The organism is Arthrobacter sp. Cr_A7 (assembly GCF_029222765.1).
Classification (GTDB): Bacteria; Actinomycetota; Actinomycetes; order Actinomycetales; family Micrococcaceae; genus Arthrobacter.
This window is the reverse complement of the sequence record NZ_JARHXQ010000025.1, coordinates 1-18,984: the sequence shown is the minus strand read 5'-3', so window position 1 is coordinate 18,984 and position 18,984 is coordinate 1. Positions and strand designations below refer to the sequence as shown.

Here is an 18,984-nt window from a genome sequence, read left to right as displayed (position 1 = left end):
TTCATCAGGCGCGGACCGTCTCGGCGGAGCGCACGGGCGTCTCCAGCCCCAGGTTCTCCCGCAGGGTGGTGCCCCGGTATTCGGTGGGGTAGACGCCGCGTTCCTGCAGTTCGGGCACAAGATGGTTCACGATGTCGTCCAGCCCCGTTGGAATGAGCCACGGCGAGATGTTGAAGCCGTCCACCGCACCCACGCGTGCGTACTCGGCCAGCTGGTCGGCCACCGCAGCGTAGGAACCCGTGAAGGTGGAGTCCACGCGCGCGGTGCGGGACGTGACGAACTGGCGGATGGAGAGCCCCTTGTCCTTGGCCTCGGCCCGCCACTGGTCCGCCAACTGCCGTGCCTTCGCGCCGTGGAAGCCGCTGCCCCGGGTTTCAGAGGTTTCCTCCACCACGGGATCAATCTCCGGAAGCGGGCCATCGGGATCGTAGTCGGACAGCTCACGGCCCCAGAACTGTTCCAGGTACGCCACCGCCTGCTGCGGACCGATCTGCAGGCTGCGGACCCACTCCTTCTTCTCCGCCGCCTCTTCGGCGGTGGGAGCCAGGATGAATTCGCTGGCCGGCATGATCTGCACCGCGTTGGCGCCGCGGCCGGCAGCCAGCGAGCGCGCCACGAGGTCCTGGCGGAACTCGACGGCGTCATCGAACGTGGGGTGGGCGGAGAAGATCACATCGGCCTGCCGCGCTGCGAAATCACGGCCTTGCGGGGAGTCGCCGGCCTGGAACAGCACCGGCCGGTACTGGGCGCTCCGCGGCAGGCGGGGGGTGACATCCACGGTGTAGTGCTGGCCCTCATGGAGCACCCGGCGGGCAGGACCGTTCGGGGTCTCCCAGGAGTCCCAGATCCGTTTTGCCGTCTCCACGAACGCTTCGGCGTGCTTGTACCGGTCCGCGTGGTCCAGGTAGCCGCCGCGCCGGAAGTTCGCCCCGGTCCAGGCGTTGTCCGTGGTGACGATATTCCACGCCGCCCGGCCGCCTGAGATCAGGTCCAGCGAGGCGAGCCGGTGGGCCAGATCCGCGGGATCGTTGTATGTGGTGTTCTGGGTGGCCACCAGACCGATGTTGTTGGTGACCGAAGCCAGCGCCGCGAGCATGGTCTGGGCGTCCGGCCTGCCCACCACGTCCAGCGCGTGGGGCCGGCCGAGATGTTCCCGCAGGCGGAGCCCTTCACCCAGGAAGAACGCGGCGAACAGCCCGCGCTCGGCGGTCTGGGCGATGCGGCGGAACGATTCGAAGTCGGTCTGCGAGCCGGATTCCGGGGCCTTCCAGATGGTTCCCGAGTTGACGCCCTGAAAGAAAATGCCGAACTGCAGCTTCCCTGTCGGCGTGAAAACATTGGATGTAGCACGGCTGTGCTGCGTCATGGTTTTTCCCTTACTTTCCGGTGCCGGCAGCGGCGGGTGCATAGCGGTTGGTCGGACGTTCGAGGCCCAGCAGGTCACGGAAGGTGCCGTCCTGGACGGGAGAACGGAGGGCACCGCGCCGCCTCAATTCCGGCAGGACCAGCCGGGCCAGTTCCCCGAGGTCCACCACGAGCGACGCCGGGTGGAGCCGCACGCCGTCGGCCTCTGCGAGCAGCGGCGCCAGGAGGTCAACGAGGGCTGCCGCCGGGCCGGCGTACCTCGCCCGGCCGCTGTCGGCGCCGGCCCCGCGGTCCCCCGCAGCCTGCCCGCGGGAGTCCAGGACGACGTCGAGCTCGGCAACGACCGCCACCGAAGCTCCGACGCGGGTGCGGACGTCGCGGACCTCGGCGGCCAGCAGTTCAGGGGTCGGCGCGGTCACCAGCACACCGTCCACGGCGTCCGCTGAAACCCCGCCCAGCAGGGACGCCGGAACCAGCACCGGCAGCTGCCCCTGGAGCGGCCTGGGAATAATGGACGGGCCCTTGACTGAATAGGCCGGGCCCGCGAAGTCCGCCGGGGTTTCAAAGTCGGCGTAGTGCAGCTTGTCCACATCGATGTAGCGGCCGGTGGCGACGTCACGGATCACCGCATCGTCCTCCCACGAGTCCCACAAACGCCGGGACACCTCGATGGAGGCAGCGGCTTCCTGGCCGAGCGCAGCGCCGCTCACAAAGTCGCGTCCGACGGCGGCAGCGGCTTCGGGTGATTCCCCTGCGGTAGCGATCCATCCGGCGCGTCCGCCCGCCACGTAGTCCAGGCTCGCGAGCTGCGTGGAAACGTGGAACGGCTCGGTGTAGACCGTATCCACCTCCGGCACCAGGGCGATGGTCCGCGTGATGGGGCCGGCGTAGGCCGCACGCTGCAGGGCGTTGGCACGCCCGGGTGCAGGTTCATCGGTAAAGGTGGCCACATGGAACCCGGCGGATTCCGCGGCAAGCACGGCTTCGGTGAGGCTGCCGAAACCGGCACCGTCCCACCCGGCGCCGTCGAGTTCGATCGCCAGGAACCCGGCGCGGGCTGATTCGTTGGCGCTCACTTCTGGTCCTGACGTTCGTAGGGGATCTTCTCGCCGGCTTCGATGGCCACGGGCAGCCGGTTTTCGGCCGGCGGCAGCGGGCAGGTGGCCAGGTCCGTGTAGGCGCAGGGCAGGTTAACGGCCCGGTTGAAGTCCAGCTCCACCGAACCGTCCGCGGCCGGCACCACGGAAAGCGAACGGTTGGCCGCGTAGGTGGTCTTGCCGGAGGTCTGGTCCGTGAACAGGACGGACAGCGAACCGGGTGCGTGGCCATTGAATGCCGTCAGCGCCAGTTCCCGGCCTGCCAGCTTGAAACGGATTTCACCCGGAGCCTCGTAGACATGCTGGATGCCTTCGACGGCGGCCCCCACCGTCGTGGGCCGCGGTGCCTCAAAGGGCACAAAGGTCCCGCGGACGGCATAGGCAGCGTCCGGCGAGTAGGCGGGCGTGTCCTGGTATTCGCGGAGCAGTGCGTTCTCCGGATTCCGTGGCCGCACAATGTACTCGCCGCCGCGCTTTGCGACCTCAATGACCGTATCGCCGGACGCCAGGTTGATCCCGCCGCGCTCCTCGATTGATCCCAGCTCAATGGTGGCACCGGAGCCGGTATTCAACTCCTGCCCGTCCCGCTGCAGCCTTTCGCCTGCCTCCAAAACGATGCGGACGGCGTCGTCCACTGCACTCCACGTGCCCGGAACACCGTCCAGCCGCCTGGCGGAGGAGTCCAGCCAGTGCAGGTGCGTGACGGCGAGGAAGCCGTGCGGGTGCGCGCGCTGGCGTTCGTGGGCCGTGTGCCATTCCTGCCAGTCGGCGTCGAAGGACTCGAGGGCGGTTTCAGTGTGCGTAGACAAAGTGGCTCCTTGTGGTGCTGGTGCGGGCGGATTCGGGGCGGTTGCCGTAGGGATCTTCGGCTTCCCACAGCGTGGTGGGCGCGGCCGCCCGGACAGCGGGGATGACCTCCAGCGCGAACCGCTCCAGGATCTCCAGCTGCTGTTCGAACGGCAGCGTGGTGGGCAGCGAGATGGACTGAAGGTCGTGGCCGTACAGCGAGTGGTAGCTGAGGATTTTGTCGATCACCTGCTCCGGGCTGCCCACCAGCGCGGGGCCCTCGGCGACCGCGTGCTGGATGTCGCGGAAGGGTGAGTTGTTGCCCGGCACGTTGCGGTTCGCCGTCAGGGCTTCATACACCGGCCCGAACTGCCGGATGGCCTCCTTGGTGGTGTCCGCGATGAACACCCCGCCGGCACCGCTGCCCGAACCCACGTACTGCTGCCGGGGATCGTGGCCGTGCCGCTCATACTCCGCCCGGTAATGCTCGATCAGCACCTGGTAGTTCTCCCGGGGCTGGATGGCGTTCGCCGTGAACAGCGGGTCACCCCATTTGCCGGCAAGGGCAGCGGACGTGAGCGTTGTAGCAGAGCCGTGCCAAATCCTGGGCGGACCGTCAAAGGGGCGCGGCGTAGTGGTGGTTCGTTCCGTCAGCGGCGGACGGAAGCGCCCGGACCAGGTGACGCCTTCCTCGCGCCACAACCGGCGCAGCAGCTCATACTTTTCGGCCAGCAGGTCCCACTGGTCAGCGAGGTCCAGCCCGAACAACGGGTATTGCAGCACCTCGTTGCCCTTGCCAATCACCAGTTCCAGCCGGCCGCGGCTGAGCTGGTCGATGGTGGCGTAATCCTCGGCCACCCGCACCGGGTCCAGCACCGACAGCACGGTGACGCCGCTCTGCAGCCGGATCCGGTCCGTCACGGCGGCGATTGCTGCCAGCACCGTGGTGGGCGAGGAGGAGATAAACTCCCCGGCGTGGCGCTCCCCTACGGAGAAGCTGTCGAACCCCAGTTCCTCGGCCCGCCGCGCGGTTTCCACCACCTGGTTGAGGCGGTCCGCTGTGGAGACGATCTCCCCGGTCACCGGGTTTTTCAGGTGCGGGATGATGTCCAGGACCTGGAACTTCATGAGGTCTTCCCGGAAGGAACGGCACTGGCCGTCGCCTGGGCGGCAGCGAAGGTCTCCTCGGTGATGGTCTTCGACTCCGGCAGCGCCTCCTCGGACAGGCCCCAGCGCTCCAGCACCTCTGCGTACGAACCGTCCTCAATGGCCGCGTTCAGGGCCTCGGTGATGACCGGGGCCAGCCCGTTGCCGCGAAGGGTGGTGGCTGCCACCAGGGTTTCCGAGGGCCAGCCGGCGTTGACCTTGCCCACCACCTTCAGGTCGTCCCGGGTGTTTTCCCGGTACACCGTGGACGGGTAGGGGGCGATGTTCAGGTCCGTCCGCCCCGAGGAGAGAGCCAGGATGGTGTCCGCGTCCGACGAGTAGTACTGCAGGGTGGCGGGTGCCTTGCCCTTGTCCTCGAGTTCCTTGTTCCACGCGAGAAGGATCTTCTCCTGGTTGGTGCCGGACCCCACGGACACCTTCAGGCCGGAGATGTCATCCGCGCCCTTGATGTCATAGCTGGCGGACTTCTTCGCCTCGAAACCCATAAAGGCGGCGCGGTAGCTGGCAAAGTCGAAGAGCTTCACCCGGTCCTTGTTCACACCCACGTTGGAGAACACAGCCTCGAAGTCGCCGGACTGGGTCTTCAGCGGCCAGTTTTCCCAGGAGGTGACCTGGACATCCAGCCCCAGGCCCAGCTTGTCCGCCACCAGTTGCGCGATGTCCAGCTCGGATCCAATGGGCGTCTTGTCGTCCGTGGCGTGGAAGGACAGCGGAATGGAACCGGCGGTGGTGGCGATGGTGAGCTTGCCGTCCTTGCCAATGAGTTCGGGGACCTTGGCGGCGAGCGCCGGATCCTTCTCCGCCCGGATGCGCTGCTGGTCCGGGGACGCGTTGTAGACCACGCCGTTGCGTGCCGCCGTCGTCTCAGCTCCGCCCGTGGCAGAGCCCGCAGCTGTTGCACCGGGATCGGCGCAGGCAGACAGCGCGGCTGTTCCGAGGAGTACGACGGCGGGCAGCGCCGCCAGGGTGCGCCTGTTGCGGAAGCGTGGGGTGCGGATGCCGGCAGGTGAAGAGAATGACATGGGAAGTCCTTAGATGTTGAAAGCCGGTTCGAGCACCTTGGAGAAGAAGCTCCTGGTGCGCGGTTCCTGGGGGTTGGTGAAAATCTCCTGCGGGGTGCCCTGCTCCACGATCTGGCCCTGGTCCATGAACACCACGGTGTCCGCCACGTCCCGGGCAAAGCCCATCTCGTGGGTGACGATGATCAGGGTGGTGCCGGAGGTGGCGAGCTCCCGGATAACGTCGAGCACCTCGTTGACGAGTTCAGGATCCAGCGCCGAGGTGGGCTCGTCGAAGAGCAGGATCTTGGGATCCAGTGCCAGGGCCCGTGCGATCGCCACGCGCTGCTGCTGGCCGCCGGACAGCTGCCGCGGGTAGGCATCGGCGCGGTCCTTGAGGCCCACGCGGTCCAGCAGCTCCAGGCCACGGCGCTTTGCCTCTTCCTTGGAGGGGCGTGCTTTTCCGGGACGCTGCGCCACGACGGGCGCTTCGGCCACGTTCTCCAAAGCTGTGAGGTGCGGGAAGAGGTTGAAGTTCTGGAACACCATGCCGATCTCGGTCCGCTGCTTCAGGATGTCCTTCTCGCGCAGCTCATGGAGCCGCCCGCCCCGGACTTCGTAGCCCACCAATGTGCCGTCGATTGAGATGTGGCCGCCGTCCACCTTTTCCAGGTGGTTGATGGTGCGCAGCAGGGTGGACTTGCCGGAACCGGAGGGGCCGACGATGACGGCAACGCCGCCCGGCTCAATCGTGAGGCTGACGCCTTTGAGGACCTCGGCGGCCCCGAAGGACTTGCGGACGCCGGTGATTTCCACCAGGCCGCGGGTGGCTGTAGCAGCTGTAACGGTCATCAGAGGCTCCTGGTCCGGTTGGCCACTGCGTGGGTGGCGAAGAATTTACGGGCTTTCTGCAAGGGGGTCAGCGGCAGGTTCCGCACCGCACCCTTGGAGTAGTGCCGTTCGATGTAGTACTGGAAGACGCTGAGGACCGAGGTGATCACCACGTACCAGAGCGTTGCCACCAGGAGCAGCGGGAGGACCTGCTGCGTGCGGTTGTAGATGACCTGCACGGTGTAGAACAGCTCGGAGTAGGCCAGGACGTAGACGATCGATGTGCCCTTGACCAGGCCGATGATCTCGTTGAAGGCGGTGGGCAGGATGGCCCGCATCGCCTGCGGCAGCACAATCCGGGTGGACCGCCGCCAGGCCGGGATGCCCAGGGCCGCCGCGGCCTCCAGTTGCCCTTGGTCCACGGAGAGGATTCCGCCGCGGATGATCTCGGCCGAGTAGGCCGCCTGGTTCAGGGTCAGGCCCAGGACGGCGGCCGCGAACTGGCTGATCAGCGTGGTGGTCTGGACCTCGAAGAACCTCACGTCGGTGAAGGGGATGCCCAGGCTGATCTTTTCGTAGAGGTAGCCCAGGTTGTACCAAAGGAGCATCTGGACCAGCAGCGGCGTGGACCGGAAGATCCAGGAGAACGTCCAGGACACCGAGACCAGCAGCGGTGAGGCGGACAGCCGCATGAGCGCCAGGATGAAGCCCAGGACGAACCCGAGCAGGCCCGAAATGGCCGTCAGCTTCAAGGTTTCCAGCAAGCCGTTGATCACGGACTGCGCGGTGAACCACTGCGCCACCACGCCCCATTCCCAGCGCGGGTTCGTGGCAAGGGACCACGCCACCGCCAGGACACCAAGCGCGACGGCGGCAGTCCCCACCCAGCGCCAGGGATGCCTGGCTGCCACCACCGGGTAGCCGGAGTAGTCCATGGCGGTCCGGGCAGGTGGCGCAGGCTGGGGAGCCGCTCCTGCCGTCTGTGCTGACTGTGCCGGCTGTGATTGTGCTGACTGCGCCACCTTCGTTGCTGCTGAACTCATGCGCCACCTCGCTTCTCGAATCGGGTTGGAGCCCGCTGCCCCGGTACCGGTCCTGGCTGGCCCGGTTGCTGGCTGCAAATCTAGGACCGCCCGGAAGAGGCCAGCAAGGCGCCAGGTTGCATATCGTCACGGGACTTAGCGCGGCGTCATGAGTCGGTTTTTTGCGTCCCTTGACGCGCTGTGACGCGGAGTTAACGGGCGTGACCAGGCGCTCGACCGCCGTCGTCACCGCTGCCTAGCATGGGCACTCCGGCGGCCCTTCCAAGGCCCCCGCGTCCCCGTCCGCCCCGCACCGCCGTCAGGAGCCCCATGCCAGCGAACATTCCGGCCGTCGTCTTCATTGGGGGCGGCCCCCGGGCGGCCGGCGTGCTTGAGCGGATTGCCGCCAACCGGCCTGAGATCTTCGCCGGCGCCCTGCAGATCCACGTGGTGGAGCCGTACGTCCCCGGATCCGGCCGCATCTGGCGGTACGACCAGCATCCCGGGCTGCTGCTGAACTCGACGGCGGCCGACGTCACCATGTTCACGGACGCGTCCGTCGCCTGTGATGGTCCCCCGGCGTCCGGCCCCGGACTGGCGGAATGGGCGGACGGCGTATTGGACGGATCCATTACCGATGTTCCGGACTTCCCCCGGCAGCTGCGGGACCAGCTTCACTCCCTCACGGGCTCCTCGTTCCCCACCCGCCAACTTCAAAGCCAGTACCTCGAATGGTTCTTCCGCCGCGCTGCCCGGTCCCTCGGCAAGAGCGTGACCGTGCACCGGACCACGGCGGTGGACATCGCCCCGCTCGGCGGCGGCGCGCATGCCGTGGAACTGGCCAACGGGCGGACTTTGCACGCCGACATTCTCGTCACCGCGCTGGGCCACACCGACTCCCGCCCGGACGCCGCCTCCGCCGGCTGGTCCCGCTTCGCCGCCCGCCACGGCGGGTTCCATGCGGCGCCCAGCTACACCACCGACGTCGACTATTCAGCCATCGCACCCGGGCAGGACGTGATCGTCGCCGGCATGGGCCTCGCGTTCGTCGACCTGCTGGTCCTCCTGATGGAGGGCCGCGGCGGGCGCTTCGAGGAAACGCCCGACGGCGGGCTGCGTTACCTTGCGTCCGGCCGGGAACCCCGGCTGTGGGCCGGGTCGCGGCGCGGCGTGCCGTACCACTCCAAGATTTCGTCTGCCCTCCTCGGCCAGGCACCCGGTCCGCTGCTGTTCTTCACCGCGGACGCCGTCGAGGCCCTGCTCCGGCGGCAGGGCGAACTGGATTTCCGGAGCCACCTCTGGCCGCTGATCGCCAAGGAAGCCGGCTACGGCTACTACCGGGAGCTGCTGACCGGCAGCCCGGAGCGGGCCGCCATGGGCTGGGAAGAGTTCGCCTCGCGCTACTCCGGCCTGGACTGGTACAGCTCCGCGCGCACCGTACTCGTGGCTGCCGCCTTCCCGGATGCCAGCCTGCATCTCGACCTCGAGCGGCTGGACCGGCCCTTTGACGGGCGCCGCTTCGCCGGCCTCGGGGAAGTACAGTCCGCCGTGGCAGGGTACATCGGGCACGACCTCGCGCTGCGGGACAGCCCGGACCATCCGGAGACCCTGGCACTCTTCCTGGCCCTGCTGCACGTTTACATGGAACTGGGGCGCGTGGTCCCTGCGGAACGGCTCAATGCACGGTCCCAGCAAACCGTCCACGGCTGGTGGCACGGGTTCTTCAGCTTTGTGGATTCCGGCCCGCCGCCCCACCGCCTGCGCCAGATGCTGGCCCTGCACCGTGCCGGGCTGCTCCAGTTCCTGGGTCCCGGCCTCGAGGTGACGGCCGACGAGGCCACCGGGCTGTTCCGGGCCACGTCCCCGCACCATCCCGCCGCCATCACGGCCAGCGCCTTCATCGAGGCCCGGCTGCCGTCCACGTCGGTCACCCGGTCGCTCAATCCCGTGCTCGCGTCCCTGCACGGCAGCGGGCTGGGCACGGAGCAGCAGCTGCTCACGGCCGACGGCATCCACTCCACCGGCAAACTGCTGGTTTCCGCCCGGCACCAACTGGTGGATGCCGCCGGAACCGCGCAGCAAACCATGTTCGGCATCGGGCCAGGAACGTCAGGCTGGGGTGCGGGAGCGTTTGCCCGGCCCAATACCAACGCGGCACCGTTCCGGGAGAACGATGCCCTGGCGCGGACCATCCTCACCGTTGCCCGTGGCCTGTCCGCCGAAACCTCCGCCACAATAACTCCAGAACCAGCCGCCGTCGGAAAGTACTGAACCCGTGACCGCAGAACCCGAACTCAAGCGCAGGCCCCTTGACCCCGCAGCCCTGGCCATCCTGAACCTGCCCATGCACGATCCCCGCGTCCGGCCGCTGCTGGACGAACTCGCCGTCGAATACGACACCCGCTACGGCGACCTTTTTGGCCGGGGCGCAGCTGCAGAGGAACTGAACCGGTACCCAGCCGCCGAATTCGAGGAGCCCCACGGTGCGCTCCTGGTGGTCCAGGAAAACGGTGAATCCATCGCCGGCGGGGCTTTCCGCCGGTATGACGACACCACGGCGGAACTGAAGCGGATCTGGACGCACTCCGCACACCGCCGTCGCGGCCTTGCCCGCATGGTACTCACCGAACTGGAGGCCCTGGCTGGCCGCCGCGGATACACCCGGCTCTACCTCACCACCGGCCCGCGGCAGCCCGAGGCCAAGCACCTCTACCTCACCACCGGCTATGAGCCGCAGTTCGACCTGGCCGCCGACCCCGAGACCATCGGCCCGCTGGCGTTCACCAAGGTACTTCCGGCCGCGCAGAACTGACCGGCGGAGTGCCGCCGCGCAGGCACCGGGCGCCGCTAAGCTGGCGCCATGGCCAACAAAACCACAGCAGAGAAGCTTGCCACCATCCAGAAGGGCTACGCGCTGGACGGTGCCACCATCGAACTGGGGGCCGCCATCATCGACGGCGAACTCCACAAGAACGCGCCGGTGCGGCTGCCGCTGGCCATGATGAACCGGCACGGCCTGGTGGCCGGTGCCACCGGTACCGGCAAAACCGTCACGCTGCACATGATGGCCGAGCAACTCTCCACCGCCGGCGTCCCCGTCTTCCTGGCGGACATCAAAGGTGACCTCTCCGGGCTGGCCACCGCCGCTACCGGCAGCGCTAAGCTCACCGCCCGCACCGAGGGCATTGGACAGGCTTGGCAGGGGAAGACGTTCCCGGTGGAGTTCCTGGCCCTGGGCGGCGACGGTAACGGGGTCCCCGTGCGGGCCACGGTATCGTCCTTCGGGCCCATCCTCCTCTCGCGGATCATGGAACTGAACGACACGCAGGAATCCAGCCTGCAGCTGGTGTTCTACTTCGCGGACAAGAACGGCCTGGAACTCATCGACCTCAAGGACCTCCGGGCCGTAATCCAGTTCCTGACCTCCGCCAAAGGCAAGGACCAGCTGGAGGAGCTGGGCGGGCTGTCCAAGGCAACCGCCGGTGTCATCCTCCGCGAGCTCGTGAACCTCGAGGCGCAGGGGCTGGAGAAGTTCTTCGGCGAACCTGAGTTTGATACCGCGGAGCTGCTGCGGACCGCGCCGGACGGCCGCGGCGTCATCACCTGCCTCGAGCTGCCCACGCTCCAGACCAAACCGATGCTGTTCTCCACGTTCCTCATGTGGCTGCTTGCCGATCTCTTTGAGGACCTCCCGGAAGCAGGCGACCTGGACAAGCCGAAGCTCGTGTTCTTCCTCGACGAGGCCCACCTGCTTTTCAACGGTGCGTCCAAGGCGTTCCTGGAGGCCATCATCACCACCGTCCGGCTCATCCGGTCCAAGGGCGTGGGCATCTTCTTCGTCACCCAGACTCCCAAGGACGTTCCGGCCGACGTCCTTGGCCAGCTGGCCAACCGCGTGCAGCACGCCCTGCGTGCCTTCACCCCGGAGGATGCCAAGGCGCTCAAGGCCACCGTGTCCACGTTCCCGGTCAGCGACTACGACCTGGAGGAAACCCTGACCTCCGCAGGGATCGGCGAGGCCGTGGTGACGGTCATGAACGACAGGGGCGCGCCCACGCCTGTGGCGCTCACCCGGCTGCGGGCGCCCGAGTCGGTCATGGGACCGAGCGATGACGCCCTGGTCCGGAGCACGGTGGCCGGTTCGGCACTCCTGCCCAAGTACGGAACCGCGGTGGATAACCATTCCGCCTACGAGAAGCTGACCGGCAAGGCTGCGGCACCCACCGGTCCCGCGGTGCCGGGCGGGCCGCCGGTTCCGGGTTCCGGCGGCGCTGCGGACGTGGACGCGGAGGCCCGCCGGATTGAGGAGGAGATCCTTGGCCGGTCCAGCAGCAGGCCGGCTCCCAGCCGGAACACTGTTCCCCGAACGCCGGCCGGAGTGCCCCGGTCTTCGCGGCCGGAGTCGGGCGGCGGGATGATGGACGACCTTGGCGGCGCACTCGGTGGCGCCTTGGGCGGCGGCCTGAAGAGCATGGCCCGGTCCATCGGCACCCAGCTGGGCCGTGAACTGCTGCGGGGTGTGTTCGGCACGTCGTCCCGGCGGCGCCGCCGCTGACCCGGGCCGCTCCCAAGGGGCTGCGGACGCCTGCTCCGGCTGCCGTCGTCGGGCCTTAACACCGTGCTTCTCCCCCACAAAGGGTAGACGCCGACTTCAGTGCGCGTTCGCACTAACGTTAGTGTAAGGAACGTGCAGATGAGTCAAGCGTTGGTGAGGATAGCGGCCGGATGGCTGCTGGGCCTCATGCTTGCCGTGGCCGGAGCCGTTGTTGCCGTGAACCTGGTGAACAAGACGGTGGCGAGTCCGCAGCAGCCGGTGCGTGAGTATCTGGACGCGCTGCAAAGCGGCGACGGCGGGAAGGCGCTGGGATTGTTGCGCGCCACTGTACCGCCCAGCAATGCCGCCATGCTCGACGGGACAGGGCTGCAGACCGCCGCGTCCCGCCTGGCCAACGTGGAGATCGGTGAACCGGAGGAGCGTTCCGGCAACCAGGTCATGGTGCCCATGGAATACACCATCGACGGCAGCCGGCTCCGCACGGAGTTCATGCTGCAGAAGACCGGCACCGAATGGATCTTCTTCAACACCTGGGCGTTCGTCCCGTCACGGCTGCCCACGGTGGACATTACGGTGGTCAACGGCAGCGAGGCCAACGTCAACGGCGTGCCGGTGAACATGCCCAACGGCAGGAACTCGTTCGCGGTGTTCTATCCGGGTGAGTACGAGGCCGCCCTCAACGGCCAGTACTTCTCGGCCCCCGCAACCCGCGCGACAGTCACCGCCCGGGACGTCCCCGTGGCGCCGCTCAACCTGCTGACCCAGGCTACTGCCAGCCTGAAGAAGGACGTGGCGGACAAGGTCAAGGAGTTCCTGGACGGCTGCGCGGCGGAAGCGGTCAAGGAACAGAAGCTCCAGCCGGACTGTCCGTTCTACTACGCCAGCAACAACAGGGTCCAGGACGGCACCATCAAGTGGACCGTCACCGAGTATCCGAACGTTGCCATCGAACCCTTTGACGGGCGGTGGGTGGTGGCACCCTTGGACGGCAAGGCCAAGGTGGAAGCGCTGCAGCAGAACTCCTTCACCGGGATCTGGTACCCGCTGGAGGAAGAAGTGGACTTCAGCTTCACCACCCGCCTGGACGTCTCCGGCGGCGCGGTCAGGGTCACCCCGGTACTGAGCTTCTAGCACGCCGCTCTGGCCCGGTTTTGGTGCCTGGCCCCTATTGGTAGCCGCGGCTACGGGCCCGATGAGGTTGATAGCTGGGCCGGTCCGGCTGCGGCCACCGCAAGGAACCCCGTGCCAGAACCTCCCGGACCTGCGCCAGAACAGAGTCGGGCGCGTGAACTACATCGTCGTAGAAGAACCTCAGCACGGGTAGACCCTGCAGTATTGCCGAGTTGTCCCTGCGCCTGTCCTTCTTGAATTGCCGTGCCTCCAGGTGGAAAGCGATGCCGTCAATCTCCACAATCAGAAATCCTTCCAGGAGAAAGTCCACGCGCCCAATTCCGTCAATCCATACTTGGGTGGCGGTGTTAATGCCGGCGTCCCTGAACAGCACTCTGGCCAGGGACTCAAGGAGGGAGTCGGCGCCGCATTCAACCTTGGACACCACGTTCCGCGCCTTGCCGCACCGGTTCCCGGGAAGGTGGCGGAGAAGGAATGCCAGATCAATGTCACCCCGGTTGTAGGCACACTCGACCATGACCAGGGATTCGAGTTCCGGTAGGCACAGCAGTGCGTGCAGAAGGACATCCGGAAGGGCGGCAAGTGTCCCGTGACTGGGCGACTGCGTCATTGGAAGCCTATGACTGACACAGCCGGCGGGCTTCCGTCCGTTACTTTGCCAGTAGTGTGGCTGAACCGGGGGACGGAGCCGCCAGAGGCTGAATGCCGGTGCGGCGGACACACACGTGAGGAGGCCACGGGCACGCCCTGCGGCCACTGACGCGGGATCAGCGTCCGCAACCGCCAGGAGCCCCCGCTCGAGGCGGACCACGTCGCCACTCCGAACCGCCCGGCGAAGGCCGGCTTCCGTGGCACCGGCTGCCAGTACGTCCCGTGTTAGCAGCACTCCTCCAGCCGACCTGAGAATCTCCGCTGGGTTCATAAGGCCACAGTGACGGCCGCGACGGTCTGCAGGCAGCCCCACGACGGGGCTATGTGGATAAACCAGCCGCCTGACGTGCGATCGAACTGGCCCGCTTTTGGCAGCAGCGAAGACAAAAATGGCCCGCTTTCCACCCTCAGGGGGTTGAAAGCCGGGCCATTTCAGCGGACGACGGCGGCGCGTCAGTCCATGCCGCGGAGGTCCAGTACCAGCTCGGTGTCTCCGTCGGCCTGCAGCAGCACGGGGATGCCCCAGTCCTGCTGGTACAGGTGGCAGGCGGCGTGATCGGGGATCTCGCCGTCCTCGGTCTCCGGCCCGTCGCAGGCGGCCGCGCGCGCGGTGATGTGCAGGATGCCCTCGGGCACGTCCTGGGACAGCTCAAGGGTCCGGAGAAGCCCCACCGATGTTCCGCCGCCGGATACCAGCAGCTCCGGGGGTGTGGAGGAGATCTTCAGCTGCGTGGGGTCGCCCCAGCGGTCATCCAGCTTCTGCCCGGTGGGGGCGGTGAAGCGGACGGTCAGCTCCAGCGGGCCGGGGGCCACCGGGCTCTTGGGCCGGTGCGTCTGGGATGCGCCCTCGTCCACCTGCTGTGCTTCCTTGGGGATGGGGACGTACACCAGCTGGTGCTGGTTCGCCTCAACCACCACCAGCAGCGGCTCGGAGCCGGCTGCCTTGGTGTGGTCCACGATAACGTCGGAGGGTTCGGCGAGGCCGCGGGCCAGCGTGGAGACGGTCTTGGTGGCGGGGTCGTAACGGCGGACCGCGCCGTTGTAGGTGTCGGCGATTGCCACTGAGCCGTCCGGCAGGACCGTCACGCCCAGCGGGTGCTGCAGGCGTGCCTCCTCGGCGGCGCCGTCCCGGAAGCCGAAGTCGAACAGACCCTTGCCGACGGCGGTTTCCACGGTGATGGCGCCGTCGTCGTCAATGGCCAGCTTGCGCAGGGCAGACGTCTCGGAGTCGGCCACCCAGATGCTGCCGTCGGCGTCCTCGGCCAGGCCCGAGGACTGGGCGAACCAGGCCTCGTGGGCAGGGCCGTCCAGCAGTCCTTCGAGGCCGTTGCCGGCAATAATGTCCACTTCACCGGACACGGGGTCGAAGCTGAAGATCTGGTGGGTTCCGGCCATGGCCACCACCACGGCGTTGAGCTTGCGGGACCAGACCAGGTCCCAGGGCGAGCTCAGCGAGACTTCCAGCGGATGGTTGCTGAGGCGGCCGGTGAACCCGGCAGCGTCCTCGTCCACCCGCGCGGGTCCGGTTTCCAGCAAACGCTGGACACCGTTGCCGGCCAGGGTAGAGGCCTTGCCGTCTGTCAGGGACAGCCCGCGAAGGCGGTGGTTGACGGAGTCGGCAATAACGACGTCGTAGCCCACCTTGGCTGCTACATCTTCCGGCAGCAGGACCAGGCCCTGGGGCTCGTTGAACTGTGCGGTCGCGGTGTCACCGGCGGCCGGGCCGTCGGCGTAGCCCTTGGTGCCTGAGCCAAAGGTGGCCAGGACGGTATGGAAGTCGGTGCCGAGCTCCACGAGGCGGTGGTGCCCGGTATCGGTGACCAGCCATGAACCCTGCGTTGCGGCACCTGCTGCCGCGCCGCCGTCGGACGCTTCATCCGCGCCGGAACCACGGCCTGCGGGAAGGAAGAGCGCCTTGCCCGGGAATCGCAGGGTGCCGGACGTCGGCTCGGGCGCCACGTACGGGCCGGAACCGCGGTGCAGAGTGCCCTTGGCATCGTGTTCGGCGATGAGCTCGGGGATCAGCACGGCCAGGCCGTCCGCGTGGCCCTCGCCGGAGAGGTGCGCCACGATGTAGCCCTCGGGATCGATGACCACCAGCGTGGGCCAGGCACGGGCGGTGTACGCCTTCCAGGTCTCCAGCTCCGGATCGTCCAGGACCGGGTGGTGGATCTCGTAGCGCTCCACAGCGGCGGCCAGCGCCACCGGGTCCGCCTCGTGCTCGAACTTGGGCGAGTGGACGCCCACGGTGACCAGGACGTCCGAGTACTCTTCCTCCAGTGGGCGCAGCTCGTCCAGGACGTGCAGGCAGTTGATGCAGCAGAAGGTCCAGAAGTCCAGCAGCACGATCTTGCCCCGCAAGGCTTCGAGGTCGAGGGTCTTGCCGCCGGTGTTCAACCAGTTACGGCCCACCAGTTCGGAGGCTCGGACCCGGTGGTGGGTGCGTACGGTTTCGCTCATCAGCGTCCTTCCAGCTTGTTGCGGTCAGCCAGCTTGGCATCGCGTTCGGCCAATTTGGCAAACATATCGTTGTAAGCGGTGAGATCGGCGTCGTTATTCCTGTCGGCCGCCCGGTCCACCCGTTTGGTTTCCCGCGCGTCGGACCGGGACCACATGATGGCGACGCCGATCGCCACCAGGAGGGTGGGCACCTCGCCGATGCCCCAGGCCACTGCGCCGCCGGTCTGCTGGTCCATCAGTGCGGACTGTCCCCAGTCCCGGCCCAGGTTGCCGAAGTAGTCGGCGGCCAAGAGGTTGGTGCCGCCCATGATCGCCACGCCGAAGAACGCGTGGAAGCCCATGGTGGCCAGGAGCAGGAGCAGCCGCATGGGGTACGGCGCCCGGCGCGGCAGCGGGTCCGAACCGATCATGCTCAGCACGAAGATGTAGCCCGTGAGCAGGAAGTGCACGATCATCAGCTCATGGCCCACATGCTCGCGCATCGCGAACCCGAACAGGTCGGAGTAATAGAACAGCACAATGGAGCCGGCAAAGTTGGCGGCCGCGAACAGCGGATGGGTAACCACCTGGGAGAACTTCGAGTGCACGAAGACCAGGATCCACTCCCGGGCCCCGCGTGAACCGTCGCCGCGGGGTTGCAGGGCGCGCAGGGCGAGCGTGACCGGTGCACCCAGCACCAGGAAGATGGGGGCCACCATGGTCAGCGCCATGTGGTCCACCATGTGCGCGGAGAACAGGACGCGGCCATAGACCGACGGCGGCCCGGAGGTGATGTAGGTGAGCACCAGCAGGCCGATCACCCAGTTCACGGTGCGGAACCACTGCCACGTGTCGCCCCGGCGATAGACCTTTGCCACGCCGAGGAAGTAGGACACCAGCCCGAACAGGGCCACGGCTATCCAGAGCCAGTCGAGGCGCCATTCCGTCAGCCAGCGTTCCGGCGTCAGTTCGGGGGGCAGTTCGTAGCCGGTCAGGATGAAGGCCGGCGACGCGTCCGGCGCATAGGTTGTGGGCTCCGGCGGGGCCGAACGCCCCAGGGCGACGGCCACGCCGGAGGTCAGGCCCATCACCAGGAGTTCGGCCAGGACCAGCTGCCACAGCACGCGCCGCGAGGACATTGTGGAGCCCTTGCGGCCCAGCTGCGGGATGACCCATTGGCGGTGCATGAAGCCGATCCCGCCCAGGACCAGGGTGGCTGCGGATTTGGCCAGGATCAGTTGACCGTAGGCGGAGCCGAAGAGGTCTCCCCAGTTGGTGATCCGGATGCTGGCATTGATGACTCCGGACGCGAACACCAGGACAAAGGCGAAGCCCGCCAGGGAGGAGAACCGGCGGAGGGTGGATTCTGTGATGTCACCGGATGCCCCTGCCTTGGAACCGGTGAGGATGCCGGAGAGCAGGGCCAGCAGGATGATCCCGCCCACCCAGGTGCTGACGCCCACCAGGTGCAGACCGAGGGAGTTGATGGCACCCTCGTGGTCTGACGAGCTTGAGGAGTGGCCAATCAGCGCCGTGGGTACCAGCCCAATGAACGCCAGGACCAGGGTCAGCGCCAGCCCGCCGAGGGACCGGACGCCGAACAGCGCTGTGGTGACTACGGCGGCGATGATGGTGACGGCCAGCCAGGCGCGCCCCGTCTCGATATCCGTCATGAAATACACCAGGGCCTGCGTGAACTCGGCGTCCCCCGAGAGCGCCTGCCCGGCAACGTCCGCGTACGTCAGTACCAGGACGGCGATTGCGGACAGGGTCCAGGTTGCGCCGGCGGCGGCTGCCACAGCCAGAGCACGGCTGAAGGCGGGGTGCTCGGGGCCGCCGTCGGCTTCGGACGCTTCCCTGGCCCTGCTGCGGGGCGCCAGGCTCCTGGGCAGGATTCCGACGGCAAAGATCAGGCCGCCGATGACCGTTGCCAGGGAAATGTTGTGGATGGCCTTGCTGGCAGGCAGGCCCCAACGCACTAGGGCCCCGGGGTCAGCGACGCCCCGGGTTGCCGCAGCACCGGAGAAGATGAGGGCAGCAACAAGGCCAAGGAATACTGCGGCCAGTCCGGCAAGCTGCCAGGGGCGTGAGATGCCGGAGGCGCCGCTGTCCTGCCCCTGCGCTCCCTTGCCGGGAGCGGACTGGGGGTTTGTGGAACGGGGTTTTGCGGCAGAAGACACCATTCCATTGTCCGCTACGCCTGCCTGGGCCGCGAATCGGCCTTAAAAGCAAAAGGAGCGGCAACCTCCCGGTCACCGCTCCTTTTCCACGCCGGCTCTGGGCCGGGGAGGAAGAAGCTTACTTCTTGTTGGAAACCGCAGCCTTGAGCTTGGAACCGGCGGTCAGCTTGACGCTGTGGCCTGCTGCGATCTGGATGGTCTCACCCGTCTGCGGGTTGCGGCCGGTGCGTGCTGCACGGTCGGTACGCTCGACGGCGAGCCAGCCCGGGATGGTGATCTTCTCGCCCGCGGCGACAGAAGTCTCGAAAACCTCGAACAGTGCGTCGAGGACGGAGTTGACGGCTGCCTGGCTGGTGCCGGCCTTGCCCGCTACCTCTGCAACAAGTTCACTACGGTTCTTAGCCATTTATGTCCTCCTGGACGGTCATCTTTATGGAGCCTGCACGCGGCATGCGCACAAGCCACTGTTCGAAAACTTACCAGCTTGGGCGGTCGAGGTCCGCAAATTCCGCGTGTTTCCGCCACTTTTTGAGGTTAATCACCGGATTTTGGGGGGTTTTCGGCCCCTATTGTGCCCTGAGCGGACGCTCTCTCACCTAATGCAGGTTCCCGGGCGACGCTCTATCAGCTGTTGCGGGTTTCGGTAAGACGCTCTCTCACCCGGGTGGATTGTCCGACGGCGGGACGGGGCCCGGGTGCCTTGCCGCGTGACCCGGGGTGGGTTGCTCTGTCAGTTGTGGTTGTCATCCGGGCTGGTTGGGT

Annotated in this window: 15 protein-coding genes and 1 pseudogene; 4 read left to right on the top strand and 12 right to left on the bottom strand. The window is 67.2% G+C overall.

The window, feature by feature from the left end; translation table 11 throughout:
* Nucleotides 1–4: 4 nt before the first annotated feature.
* Genes P2Q66_RS01330 through P2Q66_RS01300 form a run of 7 tightly spaced genes read right to left on the bottom strand, consistent with a single transcriptional unit; the run spans nucleotide 5 to nucleotide 7,287 of the window.
* A complete protein-coding gene (locus P2Q66_RS01330) occupies nucleotides 5–1,366 on the bottom strand; it encodes an NtaA/DmoA family FMN-dependent monooxygenase (protein ID WP_275724963.1) in 1,362 nt (453 codons plus the stop codon).
* A gap of 10 nt (nucleotides 1,367–1,376) precedes the next feature.
* Nucleotides 1,377–2,441 (bottom strand): LLM class flavin-dependent oxidoreductase, encoded by a 1,065-nt coding sequence (locus tag P2Q66_RS01325; protein ID WP_275724961.1) that lies wholly within the window; start codon nucleotides 2,439–2,441, stop codon nucleotides 1,377–1,379.
* Entirely contained in the window at nucleotides 2,438–3,271 is an 834-nt protein-coding gene (locus P2Q66_RS01320) for a DUF1684 domain-containing protein (protein WP_275724960.1), read from the bottom strand. The genes P2Q66_RS01325 and P2Q66_RS01320 overlap by 4 nt, the downstream gene beginning before the upstream one ends.
* Complete coding sequence (locus P2Q66_RS01315; RefSeq protein WP_115523521.1) at nucleotides 3,255–4,376, bottom strand: LLM class flavin-dependent oxidoreductase; 1,122 nt, start codon at nucleotides 4,374–4,376, stop codon at nucleotides 3,255–3,257. Before P2Q66_RS01315 ends, P2Q66_RS01320 begins: the two co-directional genes overlap by 17 nt.
* On the bottom strand, nucleotides 4,373–5,437 hold the full coding sequence (locus P2Q66_RS01310) for a transporter substrate-binding domain-containing protein (protein WP_079595430.1): 1,065 nt from the start codon (nucleotides 5,435–5,437) through the stop codon (nucleotides 4,373–4,375). The genes P2Q66_RS01315 and P2Q66_RS01310 overlap by 4 nt, the downstream gene beginning before the upstream one ends.
* A gap of 9 nt (nucleotides 5,438–5,446) precedes the next feature.
* A complete protein-coding gene (locus P2Q66_RS01305; protein WP_079595431.1) occupies nucleotides 5,447–6,265 on the bottom strand; it encodes an amino acid ABC transporter ATP-binding protein in 819 nt (272 codons plus the stop codon).
* A complete protein-coding gene (locus P2Q66_RS01300) occupies nucleotides 6,265–7,287 on the bottom strand; it encodes an amino acid ABC transporter permease (protein ID WP_275724959.1) in 1,023 nt (340 codons plus the stop codon). Before P2Q66_RS01300 ends, P2Q66_RS01305 begins: the two co-directional genes overlap by 1 nt.
* 309 nt (nucleotides 7,288–7,596) lie before the next feature.
* On the opposite strand from P2Q66_RS01300, the gene P2Q66_RS01295 reads away from it, so the two are divergent.
* The 4 genes from P2Q66_RS01295 (at nucleotide 7,597) to P2Q66_RS01280 (ending at nucleotide 12,952) form a co-directional block, all read left to right on the top strand.
* Entirely contained in the window at nucleotides 7,597–9,537 is a 1,941-nt protein-coding gene (locus P2Q66_RS01295; RefSeq protein ID WP_275724958.1) for an FAD/NAD(P)-binding protein, read from the top strand.
* A 4-nt stretch (nucleotides 9,538–9,541) separates the two neighbouring features.
* A complete protein-coding gene (locus P2Q66_RS01290) occupies nucleotides 9,542–10,078 on the top strand; it encodes a GNAT family N-acetyltransferase (RefSeq protein ID WP_275724957.1) in 537 nt (178 codons plus the stop codon).
* Between the two features lie 48 nt (nucleotides 10,079–10,126).
* Nucleotides 10,127–11,821, top strand: coding sequence for a helicase HerA-like domain-containing protein (locus P2Q66_RS01285; RefSeq protein WP_275724956.1), 1,695 nt, complete (start codon nucleotides 10,127–10,129; stop codon nucleotides 11,819–11,821).
* A 138-nt stretch (nucleotides 11,822–11,959) separates the two neighbouring features.
* Nucleotides 11,960–12,952: a hypothetical protein gene (locus P2Q66_RS01280; protein ID WP_176156735.1), complete on the top strand. Its 993-nt coding sequence runs from the start codon at nucleotides 11,960–11,962 to the stop codon at nucleotides 12,950–12,952.
* 34 nt (nucleotides 12,953–12,986) lie between these two features.
* On the opposite strand, the gene P2Q66_RS01275 is transcribed toward P2Q66_RS01280, so the two are convergent.
* The 5 genes and pseudogenes from P2Q66_RS01275 to P2Q66_RS01255 form a co-directional block, all read right to left on the bottom strand.
* Nucleotides 12,987–13,562 (bottom strand): DUF559 domain-containing protein, encoded by a 576-nt coding sequence (locus P2Q66_RS01275; protein ID WP_275724964.1) that lies wholly within the window; start codon nucleotides 13,560–13,562, stop codon nucleotides 12,987–12,989.
* 180 nt (nucleotides 13,563–13,742) lie between these two features.
* A pseudogene (locus tag P2Q66_RS01270) lies at nucleotides 13,743–13,874 on the bottom strand (type IV toxin-antitoxin system AbiEi family antitoxin domain-containing protein); the annotation flags it as partial.
* Between the two features lie 182 nt (nucleotides 13,875–14,056).
* Nucleotides 14,057–16,063 (bottom strand): NHL domain-containing thioredoxin family protein, encoded by a 2,007-nt coding sequence (locus P2Q66_RS01265; RefSeq protein ID WP_275724953.1) that lies wholly within the window; start codon nucleotides 16,061–16,063, stop codon nucleotides 14,057–14,059.
* Nucleotides 16,063–18,225, bottom strand: a complete 2,163-nt coding sequence (locus P2Q66_RS01260) for a cytochrome c oxidase assembly protein (protein ID WP_275724951.1) — start codon at nucleotides 18,223–18,225, stop codon at nucleotides 16,063–16,065. Before P2Q66_RS01260 ends, P2Q66_RS01265 begins: the two co-directional genes overlap by 1 nt.
* Nucleotides 18,226–18,340: 115 nt before the next feature.
* Nucleotides 18,341–18,628, bottom strand: coding sequence for an HU family DNA-binding protein (locus P2Q66_RS01255; protein WP_009358243.1), 288 nt, complete (start codon nucleotides 18,626–18,628; stop codon nucleotides 18,341–18,343).
* Nucleotides 18,629–18,984: the final 356 nt, after the last annotated feature.